This is a genomic window from Bifidobacterium commune (assembly GCF_900094885.1).
In the GTDB taxonomy this organism is placed as follows: Bacteria; Actinomycetota; Actinomycetes; order Actinomycetales; family Bifidobacteriaceae; genus Bifidobacterium; species Bifidobacterium commune.
This window is the reverse complement of sequence record NZ_FMBL01000001.1, coordinates 501,628-527,725: the sequence shown is the minus strand read 5'-3', so window position 1 is coordinate 527,725 and position 26,098 is coordinate 501,628. Positions and strand designations below refer to the sequence as shown.

The 26,098-nt window shown below is 50.8% G+C and carries 24 protein-coding genes and 2 tRNA genes; 2 read left to right on the top strand and 24 right to left on the bottom strand.

Annotated features, from left to right (window positions below; translation table 11 throughout):
• Positions 1–109 precede the first annotated feature (109 nt).
• The 6 genes from leuS to GA0061077_RS01995 all read right to left on the bottom strand — a co-directional run bounded on the left by leuS (position 110) and on the right by GA0061077_RS01995 (position 7,969).
• Positions 110–3,082, bottom strand: coding sequence for a leucine--tRNA ligase (gene leuS / locus GA0061077_RS02020; protein WP_091847243.1), 2,973 nt, complete (start codon positions 3,080–3,082; stop codon positions 110–112).
• 87 nt (positions 3,083–3,169) lie between these two features.
• Positions 3,170–4,099, bottom strand: a complete 930-nt coding sequence (locus GA0061077_RS02015) for a transporter substrate-binding domain-containing protein (protein WP_159426898.1) — start codon at positions 4,097–4,099, stop codon at positions 3,170–3,172.
• 10 nt (positions 4,100–4,109) lie between these two features.
• The gene (locus GA0061077_RS02010; protein WP_091847605.1) at positions 4,110–5,078 is read right to left on the bottom strand and encodes a magnesium transporter CorA family protein; all 969 of its coding nucleotides are present in this window, start codon (positions 5,076–5,078) and stop codon (positions 4,110–4,112) included.
• Positions 5,079–5,293: 215 nt separating this feature from the next.
• Positions 5,294–6,133, bottom strand: a complete 840-nt coding sequence (locus GA0061077_RS02005; protein ID WP_091847604.1) for a histidine phosphatase family protein — start codon at positions 6,131–6,133, stop codon at positions 5,294–5,296.
• Positions 6,134–6,420: 287 nt separating this feature from the next.
• Positions 6,421–6,493, bottom strand: a tRNA-Ala gene (locus GA0061077_RS02000).
• Positions 6,494–6,739: 246 nt separating this feature from the next.
• On the bottom strand, positions 6,740–7,969 hold the full coding sequence (locus GA0061077_RS01995) for a hypothetical protein (RefSeq protein ID WP_091847241.1): 1,230 nt from the start codon (positions 7,967–7,969) through the stop codon (positions 6,740–6,742).
• 400 nt (positions 7,970–8,369) lie between these two features.
• Here GA0061077_RS01995 and GA0061077_RS01990 point away from each other — a divergent pair, with 400 nt between their 5' ends.
• Positions 8,370–8,774: a pyridoxamine 5'-phosphate oxidase family protein gene (locus GA0061077_RS01990; protein WP_091847603.1), complete on the top strand. Its 405-nt coding sequence runs from the start codon at positions 8,370–8,372 to the stop codon at positions 8,772–8,774.
• A gap of 168 nt (positions 8,775–8,942) precedes the next feature.
• Here the strand turns inward: GA0061077_RS01990 and GA0061077_RS01985 are convergent, their stop codons facing one another.
• The 10 genes from GA0061077_RS01985 to GA0061077_RS01940 form a co-directional block, all read right to left on the bottom strand.
• Complete coding sequence (locus tag GA0061077_RS01985) at positions 8,943–10,235, bottom strand: alpha-amylase family protein (RefSeq protein WP_091847240.1); 1,293 nt, start codon at positions 10,233–10,235, stop codon at positions 8,943–8,945.
• Positions 10,236–10,524: 289 nt separating this feature from the next.
• On the bottom strand, positions 10,525–10,785 hold the full coding sequence (locus tag GA0061077_RS01980) for a hypothetical protein (protein WP_091847239.1): 261 nt from the start codon (positions 10,783–10,785) through the stop codon (positions 10,525–10,527).
• A 183-nt stretch (positions 10,786–10,968) separates the two neighbouring features.
• Positions 10,969–11,694: a histidine phosphatase family protein gene (locus GA0061077_RS01975; RefSeq protein ID WP_091847238.1), complete on the bottom strand. Its 726-nt coding sequence runs from the start codon at positions 11,692–11,694 to the stop codon at positions 10,969–10,971.
• A 29-nt stretch (positions 11,695–11,723) separates the two neighbouring features.
• Positions 11,724–12,140, bottom strand: a complete 417-nt coding sequence (rsfS, locus tag GA0061077_RS01970; RefSeq protein ID WP_091847237.1) for a ribosome silencing factor — start codon at positions 12,138–12,140, stop codon at positions 11,724–11,726.
• A 3-nt stretch (positions 12,141–12,143) separates the two neighbouring features.
• The gene (gene glmU, locus GA0061077_RS01965; RefSeq protein ID WP_091847236.1) at positions 12,144–13,526 is read right to left on the bottom strand and encodes a bifunctional UDP-N-acetylglucosamine diphosphorylase/glucosamine-1-phosphate N-acetyltransferase GlmU; all 1,383 of its coding nucleotides are present in this window, start codon (positions 13,524–13,526) and stop codon (positions 12,144–12,146) included.
• A gap of 88 nt (positions 13,527–13,614) precedes the next feature.
• A tRNA-Gln gene (locus tag GA0061077_RS01960) sits at positions 13,615–13,685 on the bottom strand.
• Between the two features lie 124 nt (positions 13,686–13,809).
• The gene (locus GA0061077_RS01955; protein ID WP_091847235.1) at positions 13,810–14,832 is read right to left on the bottom strand and encodes a ribose-phosphate diphosphokinase; all 1,023 of its coding nucleotides are present in this window, start codon (positions 14,830–14,832) and stop codon (positions 13,810–13,812) included.
• A gap of 388 nt (positions 14,833–15,220) precedes the next feature.
• Complete coding sequence (nadD, locus tag GA0061077_RS01950; RefSeq protein WP_375773975.1) at positions 15,221–15,886, bottom strand: nicotinate-nucleotide adenylyltransferase; 666 nt, start codon at positions 15,884–15,886, stop codon at positions 15,221–15,223.
• A gap of 125 nt (positions 15,887–16,011) precedes the next feature.
• On the bottom strand, positions 16,012–16,722 hold the full coding sequence (locus tag GA0061077_RS01945) for a phosphoribosylglycinamide synthetase (protein ID WP_375773974.1): 711 nt from the start codon (positions 16,720–16,722) through the stop codon (positions 16,012–16,014).
• A gap of 20 nt (positions 16,723–16,742) precedes the next feature.
• Positions 16,743–17,984, bottom strand: a complete 1,242-nt coding sequence (locus tag GA0061077_RS01940) for a glutamate-5-semialdehyde dehydrogenase (protein ID WP_091847234.1) — start codon at positions 17,982–17,984, stop codon at positions 16,743–16,745.
• Between the two features lie 283 nt (positions 17,985–18,267).
• Here GA0061077_RS01940 and thrC point away from each other — a divergent pair, with 283 nt between their 5' ends.
• Positions 18,268–19,767, top strand: a complete 1,500-nt coding sequence (gene thrC, locus GA0061077_RS01935) for a threonine synthase (protein WP_091847233.1) — start codon at positions 18,268–18,270, stop codon at positions 19,765–19,767.
• Between the two features lie 160 nt (positions 19,768–19,927).
• Here thrC and GA0061077_RS01930 read toward each other — a convergent pair whose 3' ends face one another.
• The 8 genes from GA0061077_RS01930 to GA0061077_RS01900 all read right to left on the bottom strand — a co-directional run bounded on the left by GA0061077_RS01930 (position 19,928) and on the right by GA0061077_RS01900 (position 26,027).
• Complete coding sequence (locus GA0061077_RS01930) at positions 19,928–20,143, bottom strand: hypothetical protein (RefSeq protein WP_143249580.1); 216 nt, start codon at positions 20,141–20,143, stop codon at positions 19,928–19,930.
• Between the two features lie 34 nt (positions 20,144–20,177).
• On the bottom strand, positions 20,178–20,603 hold the full coding sequence (locus GA0061077_RS01925; protein ID WP_143249579.1) for a hypothetical protein: 426 nt from the start codon (positions 20,601–20,603) through the stop codon (positions 20,178–20,180).
• 11 nt (positions 20,604–20,614) lie between these two features.
• Positions 20,615–21,178 (bottom strand): ATP-binding cassette domain-containing protein, encoded by a 564-nt coding sequence (locus tag GA0061077_RS07295; RefSeq protein ID WP_143249598.1) that lies wholly within the window; start codon positions 21,176–21,178, stop codon positions 20,615–20,617.
• Between the two features lie 74 nt (positions 21,179–21,252).
• A complete protein-coding gene (locus GA0061077_RS07290) occupies positions 21,253–21,411 on the bottom strand; it encodes a P-loop NTPase family protein (protein WP_159426897.1) in 159 nt (52 codons plus the stop codon).
• A 274-nt stretch (positions 21,412–21,685) separates the two neighbouring features.
• The gene (locus GA0061077_RS01915) at positions 21,686–22,063 is read right to left on the bottom strand and encodes a GntR family transcriptional regulator (RefSeq protein ID WP_091847230.1); all 378 of its coding nucleotides are present in this window, start codon (positions 22,061–22,063) and stop codon (positions 21,686–21,688) included.
• A gap of 254 nt (positions 22,064–22,317) precedes the next feature.
• Complete coding sequence (locus GA0061077_RS01910; protein WP_091847229.1) at positions 22,318–22,974, bottom strand: HAD family hydrolase; 657 nt, start codon at positions 22,972–22,974, stop codon at positions 22,318–22,320.
• A gap of 3 nt (positions 22,975–22,977) precedes the next feature.
• On the bottom strand, positions 22,978–24,933 hold the full coding sequence (locus GA0061077_RS01905; protein ID WP_091847228.1) for a DNA repair protein RecN: 1,956 nt from the start codon (positions 24,931–24,933) through the stop codon (positions 22,978–22,980).
• Between the two features lie 44 nt (positions 24,934–24,977).
• Entirely contained in the window at positions 24,978–26,027 is a 1,050-nt protein-coding gene (locus GA0061077_RS01900; protein ID WP_091847227.1) for an NAD kinase, read from the bottom strand.
• Positions 26,028–26,098: the final 71 nt, after the last annotated feature.

Genomic DNA, 26,098 nt, shown 5'->3' with positions numbered 1-26,098 from the left:
ACAAAACGGGGCACCAGAAAGCTGTGCAATTTGGTGCCCCATGTGTTTCGGTCGTTAGTTTACAATCCAACGCCCTTTTGAACAACCATCAGGTAGTCTTGCCGTCGCATCATTCGGCAGGAACAATCGAAACAATCTTCGGTGCCTTCACGATGACCTTACGAGGTTCTTTGCCTCCCAAACGATCAGCTACAGCCTTCAACGCCATATCCTTAAGCTTGTCAGGATCGATAGCGGGGCTGACTTCGAGTTTGGCACGAACCTTGCCCTTAATTTGCACTACTGCAGTCACCGATTCCTCGCCTACATAACGGTCGTCGGCAATCGGCCATGGCTCGTATGCAAGAGAATCCACATGCCCGAGCCTGCTCCAGAGCTCCTCGCAGATATGCGGAGCAATCGGCGAAAGCATGAGAATCAACGGCTCAACCGCCGCTCTCGGCACAGCATCCAATCCTGTCAAATGATTGTTAAGCACGATAAGCTTAGCTATGGATGTGTTGGGGCGCATGTTTTCCATTTCTTCGGTTACGGAGGTAATGGTGTTGTTGAGTAACTTCAGCGTATTGACATCCGGTTCGTCCTCGGAAACGGTCACTTCACCGGTGTTCTCATCAATGACATTACGCCAAAGACGTTGAAGGAAACGCATACCACCCACAACATTCCTGTCGTTCCATGGCCTTGATTCGTCAAGTGGTCCCATGCTCATCTCGTAAAGACGGAACGTATCAGCACCATACTGCTCATACATATCGTCCGGAGTAATGATATTCTTAAGGCTTTTGCCCATTTTGCCGAACTCTCGGTTAACATGTTGCCCTTGCCAAGTGAACGAAGGCTCTCCTGATGCGTCAAGATCTTCTTCCACTTCGGCGGCTGGCACGTATTGCCCGCGATCATCTGTGTAAGCGTAAGCCTGGATCATGCCTTGGTTGAAAAGTTTATGGAACGGTTCAGGACTGTCGACATATCCGAGGTCGAAAAGAACCTTGTGCCAAAAACGCGAGTACAGCAAGTGCAGCACTGCATGTTCTACACCGCCGACATACAAATCAACACCGCCGCTCTTACCGGATTCCTCGTTGTGGTTGGGGCCCATCCAGTAGCCGTATTCTTCCGGAGCAACCATGTTTTCGCTATCCTTTGGGTCAAGATAGCGCATGTAATACCAGCAGGAACCGGCCCAATTCGGCATGGTGTTGGTATCGCGGTAATATGTCTTTGGACCATCACCGAAATCAAGGGTGACTTTCACCCAATCCTCGTTGCGGCTCAATGGTGCCTCGGGGTTGCTTTCGGCATCTTCAGGATCAAAGGTCTTCGGGCTATAGTCCGGCACGTCCGGCAAATTGATCGGAAGCATGGAATCAGGCAGTAGATGTGCAACCCCATCCTCGTCGTAAACGATAGGGAATGGCTCGCCCCAGTACCGCTGGCGGGAGAAGAGCCAGTCACGCAGACGATAGCTGACGGAACCTTCGCCGACACCGGCCGATTCAAGCCACTCATTCACCTTTTCAATTGCTTCTTCAACGGAAAGACCGTTGAGACTCAGTGCATCACCCTTTGCTTGCGTCGAGTCCGTGGATGAATTAATAACGATACCGTCGTGTGAAACGTACGGAGCCTTACCTTCATAAGCTGCAAGATCATCGTCATCGCTCGCGGGCTTTACGGTGTAAATAACCGGCAAACCAAACTTCATAGCAAAATCATAATCACGCTGATCACCTCCCGGCACAGCCATGATGGCGCCGGTTCCATACCCCATAAGGACATAATCAGCAGTGAATACCGGAAGCTTGGCGCCGGTAATAGGATTGACTGCGTAAAGACCGGTAAACAAGCCCGTTTTCACCCCGCCTTCAGCAACACGATCCTGCGCTGTTTTGGACTCTGCAGCAAGTCGATATGCATTGATGCCTTCTGCCGGTGTGGAGTAACCGCCCTTCCAACTTCCCGGTGTGCCCTCGGGCCATTGCGCTGGAATGTCAGCAAGCAAAGCATGCTCAGGGGAAACGACCGCGAACGTCGTTCCGAACAGGGTGTCGGGTCGTGTCGTATAGATTTCCATGTCACGCTCACCGTTTGCCGTCTCGACTTTAAAATGAACGGTAGCGCCATGGGATTCACCTATCCAGTTACGCTGCATCAGCTTGACCTTCTGAGGCCAGTCAATGACCTCAAGATCCTCAACCAGTCTGTGACCGTAAGCGGTGATGCGCATTGACCACTGGCGCAGTTCGCGCTGGAAGACCGGGAAGTTGCCGCGTTCCGACTTGCCTTCGGCGGTAACCTCTTCGTTGGCTAGCACCGTGCCCAAGCCTGGGCACCAGTTAACTGGGGATTTCGAAATATAAGCCAAACGGAAATCATTGAGTACATCCGCTTGCTCGGCCGGCGTCAAATCGCTCCACTGCTTGCCGGATTCTTCGAAGCCAGGGATAGCGCGCTCACCACGTGCGAACTGATCAATCAAGGAGCTGATATTGCGTGCCGAGCCCGTGCCTCCATCCGGACGGACAAAATCGGGATCGTACCAAGCATCATAGATACGTGAGAATATCCACTGCGTCCATCGCACGTAATCGGAATCAATGGTGGCGAAAGTACGCCGATCGTCGAAGCTCAGGCCCATGCGGTGCAACTGACGGCGCATGTTGGCGATATTGGCTTCAGTGGTCACACGTGGATGTTGGCCGGTCTGCACGGCATACTGCTCAGCAGGCAGACCAAAAGCATCGTATCCCATGGCATGCAGCACATTTTCACCCTTCATGCGATGATAACGGCTGACGACATCGGTAGCCAGATATCCTAACGGATGCCCCACATGCAGACCTTTGCCAGAAGGGTAAGGGAACATGTCCATCGCAAAATAAGGGGTCCGTCCGTCAGCGTGTCGCCCCTCGCCGTCAGTCAGATCTCCGTTGACATTTGCAGCCCAGAACGTGCCGTTTTCATCCCATGTCTTCTGCCATTTCCCTTCGATATTCTGCGCCATTCGCGCGTTATATCGGTAGGCTGGTTCGCTCGGTGTATTGGCGCCCGTAGCTACGCCTTGCTCGTTGTCGCTCATAATAGGAAATTATTGTGGCTCAACTGGACACAGGCTTCTAAACTGGACCATATCACCCACATGAAGGACGACATGCTGCGCAACGAATCAGTGACGCCTCATTGTTACGTTTAGCGATTCATCGAACGAGTAACCGACATCCTTCCGCATTGTTTCAACGGCTTGACTCCACGTGCCGTCTTCAGCCATGTCACGAAGTATATTATCAATTTTTTTAGTAAGCTCACCATCAGACTGTCGAACCATCACGACATGTGGAACCTGTGCAATACCTGCGACAAATGCCGCCAGCGAATCCGATGCGGACTGATCACCTAAAACAGTCACGCTCCGTTCGACGACACCGGAAGCAAGTCCCGCCAAAACTGCGGCATCCGCACCGACCGCATCCACCGCACCGGAAAGCAAAGCTGTGAGACATTGCGGATACGTATCCCGCTGTTCGACCTGCACTCCAGGGACGTGTGAAGCAAAATAGTTTGCGTCTGAAGTTCCCTTGACAGTGCATATTTTCCGGTTATCAAGCGAAGATGAGTCAGTGAATTCATCCTGCAATCGCTTCGGCACCAACAATGCCAGAGGATCGATGAGATACGCATTCGAAACGCCAAGCTGTCTTCCCGCAGTGGTTGCGGTCAACGAAGGTCTTATCGAAACATACAAATCTGCCTTGGAGTCCTCAAGTGTTTGGACTACTGATGCTGTCGAAACCGGTTTGAATACGATTTGTTTTTCTGCATACCCAAGCTTCTGAGCCACATAACGAGCAACCTCAATGTCAAAACCCGAATATTTGCCCTCATGTTCAAAACCGAGACCCGGCACATCGTTGGTTACGGCTATGGCAATTGTCGGCCCCTGGGGAACATCTGCAGAAGTGGGAGTCTGGGTCACTCCGCATCCCCCTACCGCAAACAGCAAACCTAGCGAGCACAACGTTGCATAAATACGACGCAACGAAGCGCGACACTGTTCTCGGGATTGTCGTAATACCGAAGCGATGCTTATCCTCCTCACAACACTACCTCTACTTGAACAGTCTCGATTTGGTAAGCCACCAGGCAACGATACCGGTAATCACCATCGATACGAAAATAACGAGGAAGAAGCCCCATCTGGAATTGGTGAAAGGCATGCCGAACATACCATCTTGGAAATTCATCCCGTACATAGAAAAAATCAAAGTAGGAATGGATAAAACGATGGAAATGATGGTGAAGATACGCATCACGTTGTTCAGGTTGTTCGAGACGATCGAAGCTGAAGCATCGGTCATATTCGCCAAAACCCCGCTGTAAATGTTCGCCATCTCGATGGCCTGTTTGTTTTCCGTGATGACGTCGTCCAGAAGATCCTCATCCTCCGAATACTGCTTAATATGGGTTAGGGAGTTGAGCTTCTCTGTCACACGCAGCTTTTCCATCACAATTTCATTGGATTTGAGGCTTGTGGTGAAATAGACCAAGGTTTTGGAAAGCTCAAGCAGCTGAAGAATCTCGCGATTTTGCATTGAATGCTGGAGCTTAAGTTCAAGATCATCCGAGCTTCGATCGATGATACGCAAATAACGTAGGTACATCGTGGCGTTGCGATAGAGAATCTGCAGAACGAAACGGGTTTTCATGTATGTGTTGAATCCCCGGATTGTGCCTTCCATAAACGGATGAAGCACCGGAGTGTCCTGCATGCACACCGTGGTAATGGTGTGGGCCGAAATAATGATGGCCAGAGGAATTGTTTCGTAATGATCTCGCCCATCGCGCTGCTCGACAGTCGGTATGTCGACGATGATCATCGTGTAATCGTCTTCCGAATCGACGCGAGAACGTTCCTCATCATCCAGAGGAGCACGAAGGTCAGCCAGATCGATGCCGGTTTGTGAGGATACCGTGGCGAGTTCTACATCTGTGGGATCCGACAGACAAATCCAAGCGCCATTTTCCAACGTTTTTATCTGCTCGACTTGTCCATTAACCGTATTGAACATTCTCAGCACGTCCGCCACCCACCTTTCGTTTCTTCACCCTTCGCTTCAAACGAGATACACGAGCGTGCGCTTTTGTACCACGATTTCGCATCATGCAGAATCCCACAACAGCTCAAACGCTTTCCTGTCTCCATTTAGTCCAAACGTCAAGAATAATCCCCCGTCGGAACTTTTTAACTCACACACAGAACAAGTTACGTCTTCCTCCAGTGCAAAAGTAACCATCACACGGTCGCAGTCACCGGCAGCGGAGTCATCCGTGTCTGACCAGGATAGTGCAATTCCTCGGGACCATTCGACCAATCCTGTTCAAAAGCAATGGCCGGCCCACAGTTGTATTCCGCGAGCTTCCAGGAGCAGCTCCTATCGTCTCCGCTCAATGGTTTCAATCTGGACCAGAACGCATTGGGAATATTGCCAAGTTTATCGCTTTCTGGGTCCATGCCCAACAACGTTTCAATCGTGGCCGCTATGAATGAACCGTGGCTGACCAACATGAGTGTCGTCGGCTCCTCATCATCGGCATGTTCGTCAAGCAGTTCAAGAACCGCATTTGCTCCACGTGCACCAACTCGCGTGCGTGACTCGACACCGTACTTTGCTTCGCCTCCCTCACGAGATCTCCAGGAGCGGTAGGCTTCGGCATCGAGTGACTTGATTTGCTCATGGGTCATTCCTTCCCACTGGCCAAAGCTACGTTCCCGCAAGCGTTTGTCGGTTATCACAGGAATGCCCAGCAAGTCGGCAAATGAGTGAGCGGTTTGAACAGCCCGAAAAAGATCGCTGGAACGCACTTCGAGTTTGCCCTTGGCTGCAGGGACATTTTGATATTCTCCGACATTGCTTTGTTTGACAACACCCTCACTCCGTTGAACAAGTATTTCTGGATGCCTTGCGATATAGCTTATTTTGGCCCAATAATATCGTTTCGCGAGTTCTACACCTGTCTGATCGGCCTGCCACTGTCCGACGATATCCAGCGGCACGTCGATCTGTCCCTGAAGGCGGTGAACCACGTTGTATGCAGTACGTCCATGTCGCAAGAAAATGACTTCGTCAATCATGTCCTCTCCGTTCTGTTTGCCTCTTTGCGATATCGCAACGATGAATCTGAAGTCTTCTTCTTTAATTCTGCCGCACACTGTCGATGAGAAAAGATCATCAATCCGGCAATGCTTGGCCGGAAGAATGATCTTCATACAATCATGGCAACTCTTCAGAAACATTTATTTGATTGATGTTCTGCAATGTAAGCCAGACAACAGCTCACCCTAGTCACCGATAGGCGGACAACGATAATCATTTCATTGACAAACAAAAAGGTCCTGAGCTTTCACTCAGGACCTATCCGTGGAGCTAGGGAGATTCGAACTCCCGACCCCCTCCATGCCATGGAGATGCGCTACCAGCTGCGCCATAGCCCCATTCTTTTAAGTTGCTGGCCTCTTGCGAAGCCTTAGATATCCTACAACAAATTGTATGGAAGACCAAATCGGCGTGTCGTAATGCTCTTCCCAGACGCTCAAATAGCCAGAAAATGCGGAGAAATACCGGCAAGCAGGTACAGTCGACGACCATTTCCAAGCGACATTTAGGCCGGAAAGGTTTAGCATTGCTTTCTGACCTGAATAACATGAAATTTCCACTCAATTCTTGCCGACTAAATCTGTTTATTTTACGGCAGAACCATTCGAAATGGAACCGGATTGAGTGGAACTCGGCCGGTTGGTTGAGGTTGAGTTTTTATCACTCGTTCCCGAATTCGAAGAATTGGTGGAACTAGTACCGTCCCCCCCGGTACCATTAACCGATGAGCCGTCCGTTCCCCCGTTGCCTGGGACACCGGTCGTTCCGCTGCCACTTCCAGAAGTTCCGGAATCTGTATTTTTTGAAGTTCCGGGAGTTTTGCTCGACCCGTTACCAGTTTCTGAAGAGTTGTTACCTCCAGGCGTCCCGGAATTGGGCACAGTGCCGGAACCGTTCGAAGAACCGGAATCAGCGGAAGAGCCAGAATCGGTCGACGTACCAGCGCCGTTCTGATTGTTTCCGCCATTCTGCTGATTGTCGGAACCGTCGTCCTTTCGTTCCCTTTGTGGAACTTGTTTCGAATCGTTACTACGAGGCTGAGAAGGTTCAGTGCTTGAATTAGTGACCAGATCGCGAACCACGTTATCGGTCCCTTGCCCTTTAGTCACCAGCGAAATTACTGCGGCCGTAATGCCTACAGCCAACAGCGCACTGACCACTGCGACGATGATGGCGATTCGTTTGTTGCGATCCTGATGTGAGGTACCTGCTCCATGAACGCGCTTCACAGCATGAGCGGTTCCCGATGGTTTAACGACGTCAGCGTTCTGCCGTTCCTTGAGAGCCGTCAAAGCCATGGTCTTCGTGTCATCAAGATGTGAAGCCGATGTTGCATTGGGTTTGGCGTTCTCGGTCGCCAATGTCTCATCGCTTAGAACAGCCATGGTCTTGGTTTGTTCTTTACCTCTATTTTCAGGTTCCGCGTTGTCTTTCTTCGCCAGAGCCGCCAAACTTGCCGACGTTCCATCCAAATGCAATGTCGTCATGGCGCTTGACCGTTGAGGTGCCACCTGAGTGTTTTGCTGAGGATGCGAGTTGGCGGCAGCGCTTATTACCCGAGTCCGATCTTCCGCATCGAAGGCATCGCGCGTCTCATTGACGTCATCCGATGTACCATCCTGCAATTTTTTGCCCGATTCTTTAATGATGTTTTGATAAATCTGCGACGCCACCGCCGATACGATGGAGCCAACCGCAACACCTATGACCGAACCACCGATACCGATCTTGATCGACAACAGGAACGAAGTGACCGCAGCAAGCGCACCGGCGATGATCTGCGAGACAGAAATCCCTTTGAAAAAATTCTTCATGCGAATAAGAATAATGACCGGATTTGAAGAATGCTGAAAATACAGTAAAATCTTGCCGAACGATTACAGCTTTTGGCTGTAAGCCAAGTGACTCGGAACAATACTGTTTCTGGTTTGATCCGGGTTTTGCTAGCATTCAATGCCTAATTCCACACCTACCATCAGTGAAGCTACTAATACAATCAGGACATCCTCGCATCGAGAAACCAATGACCTACAGCGCTTCAGCCGAGATCATTCACTAACTGAGTAAATCTTAAACAAACGATTATGCCAATCCCTCATTTGAAGGGTTGTAAGCACCAGGTGAACAATGTCACACGATTCCTCATGTGAACCAAGCCGGAACGACGTAAAATGTAACGGTATGGAAAAGCAGTTTGCTCGAAAGGACAGCATCATGGCTACTCTTACACCGGAAATGAAGGAATTTATCAACAACAACCTTGCATGGATTGCAACCGTCAGCAAGGAGGGTCAGCTCGACCTCGGCCCGAAGATGTCGATGTTTGTGCTTGACGACAATCACCTCGCTTATCACGAGCGCACTGCCGGACAGCATTACCGCAATCTCGAGGACGGCAGCCCGCTGGTCGTCTGCTTCGCCAATCTGGAAAGCAAGAAGGGCTACCGTTTCCGCGGCAATGTCACGCTGCATTCTGACGATGTCATCTACGACGAGCAGGTAAAGGTCGCCGAGGAGAACGGCACGAAGAAGCCCGCTGTGATTCCCGTGCTCGAAATCACTGAGATTCAGGATCTTTCCGCTGGCGCCAAGGCCGGAACCACCATCAGCAAGGACTGATTGATCGGCTTAAGCAGTCGATTCTTGTACAGATACCGTCAAGTCGGGAGTTCCAGCATATGGGATTCCCGACTTTTCTTATTCAACTATTTTCGAACGGCGTTGCCAATAAACTCAGTTTTAGCGTCACAGGAAACGGTTCAATGTCAATGAATACACACAATTCCGTCAAGTATGATGTTCCACGTGCAGCAAGGGCTTGGCTTCGCCCTGTTTGAGGATATCGACATGAGGCCTTTGATCAAGACTAATGTCGACGCGTAAACTTGCCTCTTCGTTTCTTGCACAAATGTCATAAACATAATGACGGTTGTCAAGAATCACGGGTTTTGTAGAGGCGTCGGCAATCCAGGGACGTGCTTGCCTGACCGCGGCAAGCTGGCTGATCAGTCTATACATCCAATCACCTTGATTGCTGAGTCCAGCAGGTGTATCAGGATATTCCGGTCTTACCTCATCATCGCCGCCGACTCCGTCTGTTTTAAGGCCACACCAAGCTCTTTCATCACCGTAATATATTGAAGGAGTGCCACCTAGCATAAACAACAACGCAACAGCAACAGCCAGCTTCCCCTCATCCTCAACCAAACTGGCGATTCTACTGACGTCATGGTTTCCAATAAACGTCTGAGGGACAAAGGTACCAAGAAAATCATTATGCCTCTTCAAACACCAATCAAGCTCATAGAAATTCTCTTCCTTTAAACTGCTCCAGATGGCCTTCCACAGTTCATATTGGGTAACACTATCCATTGTGGAATCCTTGACAAGCTGCAAATAATCGCTTTGAATAGCTTCGCCCATGAACCAGGCATCTGGTTTCTTACGCCTAATCCGAGGCAAGACCTGAGCCCAAAACTCGCTTGGAACCGTGGCAGCTGCATCAAGACGCCAGGCGTCCACCCCACGAGCCATCCAATGAGTCATCACATCGACAACCAGATCGGCGACCTTGCTCGATCTATGATTCAAAGCAGGAAGAATCGCATGTCCTTCGAATTTTTCGTAATCCAGTTTCCCGTCACCTGCGCGACTGAAACTGAACATGTCCTCGTTGTCATGACTGATCGATCCCCCGTTGCGAAATTCATGCTGAGCTCGCTGCAATTCACGTTGAAATTCAGGAAACTTGCGCCCTACATGATTGAATACCCCGTCGAGCATAAGCACTATGCCGCGTTCATGACATGCATTCACCAACCGATTGAATGATGCCTCATCTCCAAGCCTGGGATCAATGCGGTAGTAATCGGTGGTGTCATAACCATGGGTATCGGCTTCAAAAATCGGGCCCAGCAACAGCCCATCACAACCCATGTCTTTCATGTAGTCAAGCCAATTGACAATTCTGTCGAGTCGGGGCTTGATACAACGTTCTTCATTGGATTGTGGACGTATCGGGGCTCCGCAAAAACCCAATGGATATACCTGCCACCAAACCCTGTAGGCCATCGAGTTCATCCTTGCAACCTTCCACTATTGGACTCTCCACCGTCAACGCTACCAACACATGCCACCTTCTTTGCCTCCTGGTCCACATTACATCGACAGCAAGTATCGACTCCGGTATTCCCAAGCTGTGGCCAAACACATGTTTTCAGATGCTGCCAGTCATTTCAGATGATTTACTAATGCGCTAAAACTCTACATCAAAAAAAGAACCACCGAAATGCGTAACGCAAATCGGCGGTTTATACAGCAAACAAGACGGACCTACGGCCATCCGCAGCTGAATGTTCAGAGTTTGTAATCAGCCATTATTGGAGTCACGGACCTGCTCTTTGACGTCATTCTTAGTTTCGGTCGCCTTTTCCTTCAGCTGTGCGGCCCCTGAGTCGCCCTTTGCCTTGGCTTCGTCGACCTTATCGGAGAGCATGTCCTTGGCGTCATCGGCCTTGTCTTTCGCGCTGTCGACTACATCGGCAGCTTTTTCTTGGATGTCCTTGGCGGCATCACCGATTTTCTGTCCTGCTTTTTCAGCTGCGTTCTTGGCGTCATCGAAAAATCCCATGACATTCCCCTTTTTTAATATTCCATCCTGCCGGGCACCATTGAAACCGACATGAACCCACAGCAGGAACACAACGATTTACTTATCGTCGTATGATTATTATTATAGCACTGAGATGATTATCATAAATTAACGCTTACAGCTTATATGGGAATAAAAGACAACCAAAAGAATTTTGCAGAGCTAGAGTGCGGGATTCTCCCATTCCGGGATATCAGCAATAGCGGGGCCATGATTGTAATCAGAAAGCATCCAGCGCATCAGTTTGTTCGGACCACATATTGGTGTAAGCCTCGCCCAGTGCGCATTGGTCATTGAAGAGACTACGGAGTTGGAGTCATTACCGCTATCGGCGTTAAGCAAGGTGCGAATGGTGTCAGCAATACAGGCGCCATGCGAAAAGATATACAGATCTGTGTTCTTATCTGCGTTACGCGCCCATTCGGCGATGGCCTGTACCGAACGTTGCCCAACGTGATCATCCGGTTCCACGTTGTGCTTAAGCTCTCCACCTTCGCCGCGTACCCACGAAGTAAAATCTTCGGGATACTTGTTAGCAATTTCGGCAATCGATTCACCTTCCCAATCGCCATAATCCCGCTCGCGTACGCGCGGATCCGGGTGAACGTCCTCACCGATGAGATCAGCGAAGGCATGAGCAGTTGCCATCGCACGACCTAAATCTGAGGAGACAATGAGCTGCCGACGGTTTTTATCTTGAACAGAGTCAACGTACAGCCGTTTCAACGCTTTACCGCTCTGATGCACCTGCCAGTCACCAACTTCGTCCAAGGGAATATCTGTCGATCCCTGTATACGGCCCGCAGCATTGTACGCAGTGCGACCATGACGAACCAATGTCAGTGAACGAACATTAAAATCGGAAACGAATTCAGCACGGAAATCCACGACTACCCCTGGTAACGAATCGAACGCAATCAGTTTTGCCCAATAGTTGAATCTGTAGCCGCTGTAGCCACTTCAGGTGTCGTAGGTAGCTGAAGACCGATACGAGGGCAGTCCTGCCACAGCTGCTCAATATCGTAGTACAGGCGCTCTTCTTCATGCATGACATGAATGAGGAAATCACCGTAATCAAGCAGCACCCAGCGAGCCTCACTCAGACCTTCTCTGCCCAGTGGCTCCAACTTATTGCACTTGGCATATAGCTCTCGCTCTATTTCCTCCGCAACAGCCAACACCTGCCGCTCGCTCGAAGCGGTGGCCATGAGCATTGCGTCAGTGATGCCGACAGGACCAGTGACATCGAAAGCCACGATATCTGTGGCTTTGATTCTGTCAGCCGCTGCGGCGGCCAAACGAAGTGCATCGATAGAACTCTGTAAAGCTGCCATAAATCAACGCTCCCATTCGGGCTTCCAGCCCTCTACTACGTGCTCTGTGTTCTCTGAATATACCATCGAATCGTCCGGCACAGCGTGTCGAATGACAGAACCCGCACCAGTGGTAACATTGTTACCGACTTCTACGGGAGCGATAAACAAATTTCCCGCTCCAACGTGAACGTTTGAACCGATATATGTACGATTCTTGTGCACCCCATCGTAATTAGCGCTTATGGTGCCGCCGCCGATATTCGTGTTCTCCCCCAATTCGGCATCACCCATATAGCTCAGGTGAGGCACTTTGGTGCCGGCACCGATATGGGACTTCTTCATTTCCACGAACGCACCGGCCTTAGCACCTTTTTCAAGCTCGTTGCCCGGTCGCAGGTAGGTCCACGGACCTACGTTTACTTCAGGACCGATATGAGTCTCCTGAATACGACTGCGCTCAACGGTGGCACCGGCATCAACCCGCGTGTCGATAAGCGTTGTATACGGGCCTACAACAGCGTCGGCCCCCACTACGGTTTGTCCCTTGAGGAATGAGCCCGGCAGCACCGTCACATCCTGAGCAAGTTCGACGTCATCCTCAATCCAAGTGGTTTCAGGGTCAAGTATTGTAACCCCTTCCCTCATCCATTGCTCGCAAATTCTCTGGTTATGCTTGCGTGAGAGCTCAGCCAGCTGAACACGGTCGTTGACCCCTTCAACACTCAAAGCATCGGGAGCGGCAAAAGCACCAACCTTCCCGTTTGCCCTGGCACTTTCAAGCGCATCGGTAAGGTAGAACTCGCCTTGGGCATTTTTGGAATTCAGGCCCTGCACCGCACGGGTAAGCACCGCAGCATCAAAGACGTATACAGATGTGTTGATTTCATGAACAGCCAGCTCACTGCTATTAGCGTCTTTTTGCTCTACAATGCGCAGCACACTGTTGTCGCTGTCACGAATGATGCGCCCATAGCCTGTGGGATCCTCGAGATTGGCAGTGAGAACGGTGACGTCATTGTCGCTCTCTTTATGGAAATCAAGCAGGGAGTTCAGGGTCGTCGTATCCAACAAGGGCATATCACTGGCTGCGATGAGCACGGGACCCGACAGTTTTCCCTCGGCATCGAGCTGCTCCATGGCGCATTGCACGGCGCGACCAGTGCCTGGAATATCATCCTGTTGCACAATTTCAACTGTGTCGTTATAGCTTCGGGCAGCAGCGGAGACACGTTCGGCCTGATAATGCACAACAACCGCCAATGTTTCCGGATTAAGTGCGGAAACAGAACTCATAACACGTTCAAGGAAAGTCTTGCCGGCGAGTTCATGGAGCACTTTCGGTTTGAATGAACGCATTCGTGTTCCTTCACCAGCCGCAAGGATAATTGCTGCATTCAATGCCATATCCACTCCATTTCCAATGCAATCAAAAACACACCACATATAAACAAGTCGGCTGGCATCCGTTAAAGGAAAACAGCCGACTCAGAAGTTCCTCCACCTGGACTCGAACCAAGACTAAGGGTTCCAAAGACCCGTGTGCTGCCATTACACCATGGAGGAATGGGACAACCAAAAGCTGAACCGTTTTCTTATTATGCTGACCACCACTGACAATCCGACACGCTCGGTACTTCAAAGCGACTTGGATTCATTACGCGTAAATCAGGCAAACAGTCCTGCAAATCTAGGCAAACAGGAAGCCCTGCCCGTGGTGTTCGGGATAGGTGTCGAAAAGCTTGGCAACCGAACCGTCTTCAAAAACAGCCTTGATGGCACTGGACAACAGCGGTGCGATGGAAAGAACAGTCAATCCATCCCAACGTTTGGATTCGTCAATCGGTACCGTATCGGTTAACACGACTTCACGGGCACCACAGTTCATAAGCCGCTCAACAGCCGGATCTGAAAGCACGCCATGAGTGGCTACGACAGTAACCGATTTGGCACCCGCGCGTTTCAGCACATCACAGGCTCCAACGATAGTGCCTGCAGTATCAATCAGATCGTCAACAAGAACGCAATCCTTACCCACGACATCACCAACCACACGGTTGGAGGTGGCATGGTTCGGACGGTTGATGTCACGCGTTTTATGAACAAAGGCGAGCGGGCCACCACCTAGTCTTTGCGCCCACTGTTCAGCAACACGAATACGACCAGCATCCGGTGAAACGACGGCAACATTATCAATATTGCCTTCAAACCGGTCACGAATGTAATCGACCAAGACAGGCATTGCAATCAAATGATCGACCGGACCGTCGAAGAAACCTTGGGATTGAGAGGCATGTAAATCGACGCTCATCACTCGATCGGCACCAGCGCAGCGCAGTAAGTCGAACACCAGACGACAGGAAATCGGTTCACGGCCTAGATGCTTCTTGTCTTGGCGTGAATAGCCCAGCAACGGGCAGACCGCGGTAATCGACCGTGCTGAAGCTCGTTTCAAAGCATCAATCATGATAAGCTGTTCCATAATGGCTTTGTTGACATCACCCGCATGACTTTGCAGCACAAATACGTCAGCTCCACGAACAGATTCGGTGTAACGAACATACATCTCACTGTTTGCAAAGTCGTATGATGTGGTCTTCAGAACGTCGATACCGAGCTGTGCGGCGACGTCAATCGCCAGCTGGGGATGAGCCCTGCCGGTTACGAGAATGAGATTCTTACTGGGCTTTCCCTCGAGGATTGCGCTCACCATGTCTCCAAACGTTATTCGTCTGTGTAAACCTAAGCCATATTAGCTTTCCAGCGAGACGGTTCACGACACGGTTTATTTACCTTCGTATTGCCTAACTTCTTCAAATCCACAAACGTTCATGACAACCAGACAAATAACGGAAAATTCAGACTGTATCAATAATGCTGAAGACAAACACGAATTGACAAAACTGGACGCTTCTTCACCATTAAGGCAAACGTCTATCCGTCCCCACCCAATAGGTAAGGCTAAACCATATGCTTCTAATTTTGCCTAAAATTTGCTGTTTTACTGGCAACACTTTCCGAAAGCCATTTGAAATGCCAGAGAACATGCATGGCATTGGATTTTATTCCGTTCATGCGGAAAACGACATCCAAACGGTTCTCTACTTCATGGAATACAAACCGTGCTTGGCAATATATTGCACCACACCATCCGGCACAAGATACCAGACTGGCTCGAACCTAGAAGCACGATGACGCACATCTGTTGAAGAAATGGCCAAGGCTGGGATTTCGAGTGTATCTACTCTCACCTGCGCGCGCATGTGCTCCGGACTGCGATATCCTGGGCGCGTGACTGCGACAAAATGAGCAAGTTCGAACATTTTCCGTGCTTCCTTCCACTTGAGGATTTCAGCGACAGCATCGGCACCTGTGATGAAGAAAAGCTCGGCTTCAGGATTGGCATCATGAATGTCCCGCAAAGTGTCGATCGTGTAGGTAACACCCGGACGATCGATATCTACCCGAGAGACGGTGAATCGAGGATTCGATGCCGTGGCGATAACTGTCATCAGATAGCGATCTTCGGCGTTCGTGACATTCTTATTGAGTTTGAAGGCAGGACGACCGGTCGGAACGAAAATGACTTCGTCGAGGTCATAGACCCATGCAACTTCGCTGGCTGCGACCAAATGCCCGTTGTGAATAGGATCGAACGTACCACCCATAATGCCGATACGTCGTCGTCGGCGATCCGAACCTCCACGGGCCTGTGGTGCGGCAGTGTCAGCCGATCTCGATTCCTGTACACCTGAAAGCCCGGACATTTCACGAACAAGTTTCAACGGTTTGAGAGAATTGTTGTCGGATAGTGTCGTGGCTTGCGCGGCGACAGAATTCATTTCGCCTGCGGCACTTTCATATGGTGAATCCCCCAGATTCCAACGCACACTCATGCTTGACCGCCATCATTGAGATTGGATCTGTTGACCTTACCTGCATTATCCGCCTGGCCCTGTTCACGGCGTTCGTCGGCTTGTTCGGTCTGCTCTTCGATCGCTTCAACCGTTGCGATGTGTTCGTTGGGATCAATTTTACCCATGTCCTCGTCATACTCGTCCTGAACAACACGACGAATTTCAGCAAATGTCGGAATCGGAAATTCAGGTTGGTAAAGCCGTCGCACGGAGGCCACGCATTCGGTTGCATGCACGAACAAATCGTTCATGGCGTCAACGTCACCCTTGGCCTCATGCTTGCTGAATTGTTCGATATTCCTTTCCATCTCACCCAAGCGCTCAGCTACGGTACGCAAGTCATCCTCGTCAGGGTCAACGACGTCAGCGGCATCAATTTCAGGCCAACCAACAAGGGCAGCGTCGGCATATTCCAAAGCAGCGCGCTGTTCTGCAGTCGCAATGCCGTCCTCCACCTGTACAAGGAAGACATAACGAACGATGGCCAGGCGTTCAGAGGCCACTTTCAAACCGATACGGGGATTGTTCACGTCGATGCCACGGTCTGCAGCGAGTTTGTAGTCTATCGAAATCGAACCTTGTAGACTTTCGATACTCATGGGAAAGTCTTGACCCAGCAAGGCACCGACTTTGTGCACATTGCGCTCACCGGCAATGTCATCATCGCCGTGTTCGGCGTCATTCATATCATGCCCTTTGCTTGTCGTCATTGCCGCACCTGACCTGTTCCATAGCCGATCCATTTGGTTGTCGTCATCTCGCTAAGCCCCATAGGCCCGCGCGCATGCAGTTTCTGGGTGGAGATGCCTAATTCTGCCCCGAAACCGAACATACCGCCATCCGTAAACCTTGAGGAAGCATTGGCCATGACGACGGCGGAATCAACACACTGAGTAAAACGCTCGATTGCACTGTAATCTTCAGAAACGATGCATTCGGTATGCCCAGTTGAATGAGCGTTGATATGCTCGATGGCCTGATCCATGGATTCAACGACCTTGACCGCCATTCTGAGCGCAAGATATTCGATGTTCCAATCCTCAGACGAGGCATGCTGTGCATTTACACCTGAGTCTTCAATGATGCCGTAAGCCTCATCATCCGCAAGAAGTTCGACCCCAGCCTCGTCGAGTGCCTTGGCCGCGATGGGCAAGAACTCCTCGGCAATCTCACGATGGACAACCAGTTTTTCAGCGGCATTGCAGACCCCGACCCGCTGTGTCTTTGCGTTGAGAAGGATTGGAATGGCCTTGGCGAAATCAGCTGTCTTGTCGATGTAGATGTGGACGTTTCCGGCCCCGGTTTCGATAACCGGTACTTTTGAATTGCGTACGACGGTCTGGATAAGATTCGCTCCGCCACGTGGCACCAACACGTCGATATGACCACTGGCTTCCATCATCGCCGTAGCTCCCATTCGTCCGTACCTATCGACTGAGGCTATGAGCGAAGCATCAAACCCTTCTTCTTGCAGTGTTCGGCAAATGAAAGAAAGCGTGGCTTCGTTTGTACGTTGCGCCTCATGACCGCCACGCAACAGCACTGCGTTGCCCGATTTAAGAGACAATGAGGCAACATCCACAGTTACGTTGGGCCGGGCTTCATAAATCATTCCGAAGACACCGATGGGCACACGAGTCTCGTTCAAACGCAACCCGTTGGGCAGGGTCAAGCCGCGAACAATTTGACCGACCGGATCAGGCAGACCGGCCACGCGACGAACTCCTTCAGCTGCAGCTTTGATGCGTTTTTCATCAAACAAAAGACGGTCGAGTCTGCCTGTGCTGATGCCTGCCTGCTTTGCTGCGTCCATATCAAGAGCATTGGCTTCGGCAATGGCATGGCTACCGGCTTCAAGTTCATCGGCAATGGCATTGAGCAAGGCATTCTTCTGCTCGGTGTTGGCAAGAGCCAATGCCCGTTGAGAGCGCGAAGCTGCATCTCCCATAGCGCACACTCGATCAAACACGTCCTGATCGAGAACTGCTGAACCACGCTGATCTTTTCCAGCCACGAAGCCTCCCCGACTCCTCCGTTACATTCCGCGATTGACTGTACCAGCCGTGGAACATAGCAGGGGATGAATTTCTCTGGTGTGAAATGATTGTAAGCCCTACCTGGCCCAAATCGATTTCTTTCGCGACGATATGGACACAGGCGCAATTCGGCCAAGCATTCCATTAGACTGAGAAAGCGAATGTACAACCAGCCACAGCAAACGAGGACCTGTGATGATTACCACTTTTCATAGCACCCGCGGCTTATCCGAACACTTGACAAGCCGTCAAGCCATCCGTCAGGGTCTGTCCACAGACGGGGGTTTGTTCGTCAGCGACGAACTCGGCAAAGAGAAAATCGATGTGGCTTCTTTGGTTGGCAAAACATACCAAAATATGGCAAGAACCGTTCTGGGTACGCTTCTTCCCGATTTTTCAGCTTCCGAGCTTGACGAGTGTGTGAAAGCAGCTTACAGCACGCAGTGGCTTGATGAAAAAATCACCCCTCTCAAACCTTTGGGGAAGGATTACATCCTCGAGCTGTTCAACGGGCCGACAAGCGCCTTCAAGGATGTGGCGTTGCAGATTCTTCCGGAATTCATGGCACGTACTGTTGACAAGACGTCTGCCGGTACGAACAGCAACGAAAATGTAATGGTATTGACAGCCACCTCGGGCGACACCGGGAAAGCGGCGCTAGCGGGATTTACGGGAACCCAAGGTACAGGTATCACCGTTTTCTATCCACTGGGTAAGGTCAGCGAAGTTCAACGTCTGCAAATGACGACCCAAAAAGGTGCAAATGTCAACGTATGCGCCATAGAAGGAAATTTCGATGACGCTCAGTCAGCGGTCAAACGCATTTTTGCGGACAACAGCCTTGCTATGAAGCTGCGGCAGGATGCAAACGTCACACTTTCCTCCGCCAACTCCATCAATGTGGGGCGTTTGGTACCACAAGTCGTTTACTATTTCTCCGCTTACGTACAACTAGTTGAGCAAGGCGCCATCGGCGTAGGCGACAACGTCGAATTCATCGTGCCAACCGGCAATTTCGGAGACATTCTTGCCGGCTACTATGCCAAGAAGCTCGGTTTGCCTGTTGGCAGGCTTACCGTGGCAAGCGATCGCAACAACGTACTGTTTGATTTCCTGACCACGGGCACTTACAACCGCGAGCGCCCGTTCTTCGAAACCACTTCCCCATCGATGGATATCCTGGTTTCCTCGAATCTCGAACGCATGCTGTATTACATGTCCGACGGTGATACCGAACTTATTTCGTTGTTGATGGCCGACTTGCGCGACAAAGGGTCATTCACGGTCCCGTCCGCGCTGCTTGAAAACATCAAGGCATTGTTCTCATGCGGGTGGGCCGACGAAGACCAGGTGAACCAAGCCATCGCACACTGCTGGAGTAACAACCGTTACGTCATCGACCCGCATACGGCCTGTGGCTACCACGCTCTGCAACAGGCCAACAACGAAACCGATATGCCGCGTGTGCTGCTTAGCACCGCAAGCCCGTATAAATTCCCACGGGTCGTCGGCAAGGCGCTCGGCCTTGAATGCACCGGAACGGATTTCGATTGCATGGATGCACTCTCGCAGGCCACCGATACCGTTGCCCCGAAGAACCTGCGCGACTTGCAGCACGCAGAGGAACGATTCACCGACGTTATTCCTATCGACGAAATCGGCGATTACGTACTGCGTGCGTCGCAACGCCTATAGGTATCAGGACAGTTTGTGCGCAGCCCGGCGTAACCATAAGCAACATGCTTGGCCGGTGAATGCTCGATATCGAACATTCACCGGCCAAGTTCTTACATACGTGGCAGCTCACGGTTCACGTCTTATTATCGGCGCGCATGGATGTTTGCTTGGCTCAGCTCTACAATTCCTTGCGTGTATAAATACGCTTGGAAATAAGGAACGATGCAATACAGATCAGTATGACAAACACCATGCCGACGATTGATGCTGCACCCAACAACCCAACATATACCGTTACCGAGGATTCCGTCACCGCAACGATGCGTGACAGCCCCAGTCCTGCAAGGAACAGCAGCACCAGCAAAGCAAACCCCATCCCATGGCCTGCGCCCATGAAAACCGATAAAACAACGACATCAGCAGGCTGCCTACAAGCAGGTCGATGCAGAGAATGAGTAACCTGATGTCAATAAGAGCCGTTGTCGGGGCTCGTCGGCATGAAACAGCAAAGCCAGACAGACTATGGCTTCAACTGCCTCAAAAATATCAACGATAAACATCAAGGCATAGCGGGCGAAGACTTGATTCAATCCGGTGGCCGGGATGATGCCATTCATTTTTGAGTTACCTGACGTTTCCTCATTGTTGGCGACAATCATGGGCAGCGCACCAGCGAATAACACACACATCGTCGTAACGGAACCGGCGGATTCGAACGTCATCATCGTATCTACCGAAAGCATCCCCATAACAACAAAAAAGAACGGCATGAGCACGAACACCCACACCATACTTTTCCCCGTATCCGAGAGGCGCAGAAAATCGATACGCAGCGATCGGCTTACCTGTGTCACAGTAGACTCCTTCATCGCACGACCTTTCCTTTGTTGCCGGCAAGTGCAGCGCGGCCGTTGGTCAATCGAATAATGTCGTCCATGTTCACCGGTTCCACATGCAGACAGGCATCGCTTTGCAGCAGACCAGGAACATCCTCGGTGGCTACCAGCGCATCGAAGCCCGTACCGTAACTGCGTAGACCCACCGAAACCGGCGTAACGGTTTCCAATTCATCAGGACCGCCTTTGACCAGCCTAAACGAATCGTCGAACTCATCTGTTGAACCAGTGAAATACAATTGGCCTTTGTTGATGTAGGTGATCCGATCGGCTGAGTGTTCAAGATTACTGATGATATGAGCGCTGAACAACACACAGTGGTGCCCGTCTTCCACATATCGCCGCAGAACATCCATAAGATCATCGCGTGCCAGCACATCGAGTCCGCTTGTTGGCTCGTCCAGAATCAACAGTTTTGCATCATGACTCAACAGCGCAGCAAGCATAAGTTTCATCTGCATGCCACGAGACAAGCCCTTGACTTTTTTGTCGCGCCGACGGCAACTGCTCAAGGTAGCCCGCGAACAAATCATGGTCACACGTCGGATAAGCCTCGACCATGGATTCCTCTGCCAAACCGACAGTCCAGTAGCTTGAGAAGAAGCAATTATCCAGAAGACGACACCAAGTTGGTTTTGGCTTGTACCTCGTTGACTTGATAATCGACACCCAGCACACTGATGGCGCCAGCATCCAATGTAAGCATATTAAAAATCAGTTTGATGGAGATCGACCTGCTCGCACCGTTTGGACCAATTAGTCCCATGATCTACCACAACGGCAAATCGAAAGTGACAGGTTCAAACTGAAAACCGGACTTATATTGCTTTCCCGCATCGCTGACGCTCAGTGCCATCAACGAACTGGCAATGTCATCCGCTGAAAGCGAGTTACTTCCTGGAATTGATGTCGTAGTCAGCTACAGTTTCATTTCATATTGTTTCCTTGTTTCAAAAGATGCTTACGGACGTCCATGCGAGCAAAATATGCGAACAGTTTCGAACGAAGCCAAAGCACTGGGACCTGGGCATCGGGACAGCCTACTGAGCTTCGTTGTATGCTTGCTCAAGCATACCCATCAAATCAATCATGGGTATGCCCGCAGCCTTTGCAGCTACGCCGACCTGACGCAGGGCATTATCGATCTGACCGGTAAGTTTTTCTCGCAACCGAGCATCGCCTTGGTCCACCACAAACGAGCCTTTGCCCTGCACATTTACCATGATGCCCTCGTTAGCAAGCTCGTTGTAAGCACGCTTAACTGTGAGCACCGAAATACGTAGTTCGCGCGCAAGTTTACGTAGACTTGGAAGCGCTTCTCCGCTTTTAAGTTCGCCACTAAGAACCGCTTCACGAATCTGACGCTTGATTTGTTCGTAAATAGGCTCACCTGACACAGACGAGACAATGAGTTTCATTGACGCCCTTTCTTTCCTTATCGGCAAACAGCAAGATGACCTATACTAGAAATCTCACTGTTCTATAATTGTATATATCAGTTACGATAACTGTACAACTCTATTACATAACAGTAATGATGAAAGCTTTATGGTAAAACTTTGGACGCTTAAAGCGTTCTGTTTACGTCAGAACAATGCAACCACCAAGAACGCTAAAACATCACATAACTGTGTTTTGCCGAACACGGCGTATTGTTCTCAGCAGACCTCTTCTAAAGAATCTTCGGAGCATCTGAAAAATCCCAGATTACCCCATCCGCCTCTACTGTGATTGCAGGCAAATCATCAGTCGAAAAATCATCTGCCATTGCCCACACATGCATTCCTGCCGCTTTGGCACCCAACATTGCATCCAGCAGATCTTCGAAGACGACACAGTGCTCGGGTTCAACATCCAGCAGCTGCGCCGCCGAAAGATATACAGCAGGATTGTTCTTGTCGGCACTATGGGTCTCGCTAAGACTCACGACCGCATCGAAAATGTCTGCGATTCCCACATGTCTCATTGCGATATCCCGCAAGTGCGGCGTTAAGGCTGTAGCCACCGCCAATTTCGCTCCGCTTGCTTTGAGTGCAGCCAGATATGCTTTGGCATGCGGCTTGGCGCCGACACTCGCATACGCTTCCACAGCCATCCGTTCCCACTCTGCATTAAGCTCATCGACGGTATCAGGCAGGTGAAAACGTTCGATGGTATAGCGCGCAACTTCGTCAGAACTCATCGATGCAACTGTAGAGCCATAATCTTCAGGAAAAACGATATGCCGACTTTCGAAAAAATCAATATCTATCTGACTCCATAGCCCCATCGAATCGAGCAGTGTACCATCAAGATCAAAAATAGCGGCCTTCCCGTCGTTGACCCCCATGCCTTAGCCCTTCTCCAGCGTGCTCGATTCAAGAAGTTCTTTGGCATGTTCAAGAGAGGTTCCAGATTCACTGCCCGAAAGCATTCTGGCAATCTCATGAACGCGCGCATCACCGGTGACTTCGTGAACAGTCGTTTGTATTTTTCCTTCAGAACTGTCATTCGCAACTGTGTCATCGGAGCCTTTATCTTCAGCTGCGTTCGACCCGCCGCGAATAGCCTCGCCTTTGCTAACCACGAATTGAGCATCCGCCCATGACGCAACCTGGGCCAAGTGAGTGACAACGATGACTTGTGAGGTCTGAGACAATTTAGCCAAGCGTTTGCCCAATTCGACCGCAGCTTTTCCTCCGACGCCGGCATCGACCTCATCAAAAATGAACGTCATATCTGCAACATCCGAGTTGCTTGCAGTCACTAAAACCTCACCGACATCCTTCTTCTGCTTCACTCCGCCTGTTTGGTCTGATGCATTGTGTCTTTGCGCGGTACGTCTTTGCGCCACCGCCAATTCCAACGCCAGCATCAGTCGACTCAGCTCACCACCGGAGGCACTCTTGCCCATCGGCAACTGAGGTGAACCAGGGAATGGCGTGAACAGAAATTCGATATCATCGATTCCGTTGACATCCAACGGCCAAGTATCATGTTTTGAATTCGTGTTGAGCTCGGCTGCCTTCGCTTCGTTCGAAGCACGCTTAGCGTTCCTTTGAATGACTCGGATTTCAAGGCTTGCTCCTGCCATCGCCAAGGAATCCAACTCGGTTGTGACGGTGTCCGCCAACGTTTTCGCAACACTAGCGCGTTTTTTGCTTAACGTTTCCGCAGCATTCATAGCATCATCAAACGCCGATTTGCGTTGAGTCTTTAGCTCCTCTATTTTCTCCGGAGAAGCTCCAAGGTCTTCCAATTCATAAACAGCTTTGTCACGCCAATCAATAACATCATCCAGAGCCGGACCCCAGCGACGAGTGAGCTCATCAAGCTGATGAATTCGGGAATTAAGCGCATCCAATCCTTCTGCGCCCTCATCGATATCCATCGCATTGGAGAGAGAAAACACGATGTCGGCCAGATCGGCGTTCAACGATTCAAGCCGATCTGCCGCATCACCAAAGGCTCCGTCGACACGGATGGCGCGCAATGCTGAAATGGCATGACCGATTGCCTGGGAGGCACCTTGCGTATCCGTGTCACTATCAGCTTGCGAGGTATCCAAGGCGGACAGTGCAGATGCTACCCCTTGGGCTATTTCAGCTGCATTTTCAACACGCGAACGTTTTTCCTTAAGCGCCTCATCCTCACCAGGCTTGGGATCCGTCTTGTTGATTTGTTCGATGGACTCACGCAAATAATCAGCACGCTGACGAGCAGACGCCTCTTGGTTCGTCAGACGTTGAAGACGTTCATCAACGGCTTGTAGCTGGTCCCAGCAACGACGGTAGTCATCGCGTTCAGCAAGATCGTTGGCGGCCATATCCAAAAAGTCGCGCTGTCTTGAGGCTGATGCAAGTCGCAGCTGATCCGCCTGACCGTGAATGGTAATCAATTCGCCGCTGACATCGGCCAACACATTTCGCGGCACGCTGTGACCACACAAAACAGCACGCGAACGCCCTGATGCAGGTACGGTACGCGAGAGAAACAGTTCCCGCCTTGCCACTCCGTCCAAGTCCGTTCCACCGGTAGCTTCTTCGAGATCCAGCACTCCGGCATCCAGTGCAAGCCTTTCGGCTTTTCCAGCTCCATCGACATTGAAAACCCCTTGGGTCCAAGCAGCCTCGGTTCCTTGGGCAACACTGCCGACACCAGAAGGCGCTCCAGAGATGAGTCGTATCGCACTGAGCAACATCGACTTGCCGGCACCTGTTTCACCAGTGATGGCCGTCATACCGGCACTCGGATTGAGCACAGCGGAACGAATCGGACCCAGATTACGGACTTCGAGTTCTTCAAGCATCGGATTCACCTTTCGCATGTTCCTTGACAAATGCTTCAGTCATATCAATTACTGCCGCAAGCACGCCAGTCCGTAAGACCATCGTATTCATCATCATCCACTGCATCCTCGGAATTTACTCGATTCGCAGGGCGCTGACGCGAATCAAGCTCGTCGGTATGCTCACCGGTCGATCGCCTCGAACATTCGCTGGCAATCATATTCTCACGTTTACGTTCCTCGAGACGCGAATGCTGTCGCAGACTGACACTCGGCAAGTCAAACTTTGTAACAAGACGGTTGGTGAACGGCACACCGGAAAGGCTGGCAAGACGAATGGTCAACGGCGAAAGCTGTACGGTTGTTCGAGAACCGTGTTCCAAGCGCATCTTTCTTCTGCCATCACAGCAAATCCAACCGGCGGTCAACGAATCAGGAAGAACATCGATGAAGAAACACGAATGCTCACCGATGACCATGGGTCGGGTGAACAGAGCGTGGGCGGCGAGGGGTATGAGCTGCAGTGCCTGAACATCCGGCCAGATAATGGGTCCACCTGCCGAAAACGCATATGCCGTCGAACCTGTTGGGGTGGAGACAATAACCCCGTCACAGCTGAACGAACTGGCTTCAACCCCGTCGACACCAATGGACAACTCGATCATGTGATCATGTTCTTCCTGCTGAACCGTGATATCGTTCAACGCCCAATCACTGATTGTTCTTTTCCCGTCCGGTGAAGTCACGGAAACACTTGCCAATCTGCGTTCGTCGATGGAGTAATCCTGATCAGCAACACGTGAGATGGCCTCGCTCAATTGGAAACTTTCAAATTCAGCCAAGAAACCGACATGACCGAGGTTGACTCCCAAAATTGGAATCCCGCTATCATATACCAGCTCTGCTGCACCAAGAATTGTTCCATCACCGCCAAGGACCACAACGATTTCAGTATCATCATCGACAGCAGGGGAAGGATTACCGAATATGGGAGGTTTGAGACTATCGACAACTTTGACATCAAAACCGGCCCTTTTCAACTGTTCGACGGCCTCGCGCACGAGAACACTGGTGTCACGCAACCGAGCATGCGTTACCACGACGGCGTGCCTCATACGACCCACTGTTTACCCCTCTCGCAACGTTTTTCTCACTGTATATACAGTGTCATCGGCTACATCCTAAC

Coding starts and splice junctions, on each gene's coding strand:
- GA0061077_RS01910 (WP_091847229.1), bottom strand. CDS start 22,974: ATGGGGGTCAACGACGGGAAGGCCGCTATTTTTGATCTTGATGGTACA.
- GA0061077_RS07295 (WP_143249598.1), bottom strand. CDS start 21,178: ATGATTTGTTCGCGGGCTACCTTGAGCAGTTGCCGTCGGCGCGACAAA.
- GA0061077_RS01995 (WP_091847241.1), bottom strand. CDS start 7,969: ATGAAGAATTTTTTCAAAGGGATTTCTGTCTCGCAGATCATCGCCGGT.
- nadD (WP_375773975.1), bottom strand. CDS start 15,886: ATGTCCGGGCTTTCAGGTGTACAGGAATCGAGATCGGCTGACACTGCC.
- GA0061077_RS01930 (WP_143249580.1), bottom strand. CDS start 20,143: ATGGGCGCAGGCCATGGGATGGGGTTTGCTTTGCTGGTGCTGCTGTTC.
- GA0061077_RS01915 (WP_091847230.1), bottom strand. CDS start 22,063: ATGAAACTCATTGTCTCGTCTGTGTCAGGTGAGCCTATTTACGAACAA.
- GA0061077_RS02005 (WP_091847604.1), bottom strand. CDS start 6,133: ATGATTGACGAAGTCATTTTCTTGCGACATGGACGTACTGCATACAAC.
- thrC (WP_091847233.1), top strand. CDS start 18,268: ATGATTACCACTTTTCATAGCACCCGCGGCTTATCCGAACACTTGACA.
- GA0061077_RS01955 (WP_091847235.1), bottom strand. CDS start 14,832: ATGGTGAGCGCAATCCTCGAGGGAAAGCCCAGTAAGAATCTCATTCTC.
- GA0061077_RS01985 (WP_091847240.1), bottom strand. CDS start 10,235: ATGAACTCGATGGCCTACAGGGTTTGGTGGCAGGTATATCCATTGGGT.
- glmU (WP_091847236.1), bottom strand. CDS start 13,526: ATGGCATTGAATGCAGCAATTATCCTTGCGGCTGGTGAAGGAACACGA.
- GA0061077_RS07290 (WP_159426897.1), bottom strand. CDS start 21,411: ATGGGACTAATTGGTCCAAACGGTGCGAGCAGGTCGATCTCCATCAAA.
- GA0061077_RS01905 (WP_091847228.1), bottom strand. CDS start 24,933: ATGCTTGAAGAACTCGAAGTCCGTAATCTGGGTCCGATTCGTTCCGCT.
- GA0061077_RS01940 (WP_091847234.1), bottom strand. CDS start 17,984: ATGGGAGATGCAGCTTCGCGCTCTCAACGGGCATTGGCTCTTGCCAAC.
- GA0061077_RS01945 (WP_375773974.1), bottom strand. CDS start 16,722: ATGAATGACGCCGAACACGGCGATGATGACATTGCCGGTGAGCGCAAT.
- GA0061077_RS01980 (WP_091847239.1), bottom strand. CDS start 10,785: ATGGGATTTTTCGATGACGCCAAGAACGCAGCTGAAAAAGCAGGACAG.
- rsfS (WP_091847237.1), bottom strand. CDS start 12,140: ATGGCAGCTTTACAGAGTTCTATCGATGCACTTCGTTTGGCCGCCGCA.
- leuS (WP_091847243.1), bottom strand. CDS start 3,082: ATGAGCGACAACGAGCAAGGCGTAGCTACGGGCGCCAATACACCGAGC.
- GA0061077_RS01900 (WP_091847227.1), bottom strand. CDS start 26,027: ATGAGGCACGCCGTCGTGGTAACGCATGCTCGGTTGCGTGACACCAGT.
- GA0061077_RS01990 (WP_091847603.1), top strand. CDS start 8,370: ATGGCTACTCTTACACCGGAAATGAAGGAATTTATCAACAACAACCTT.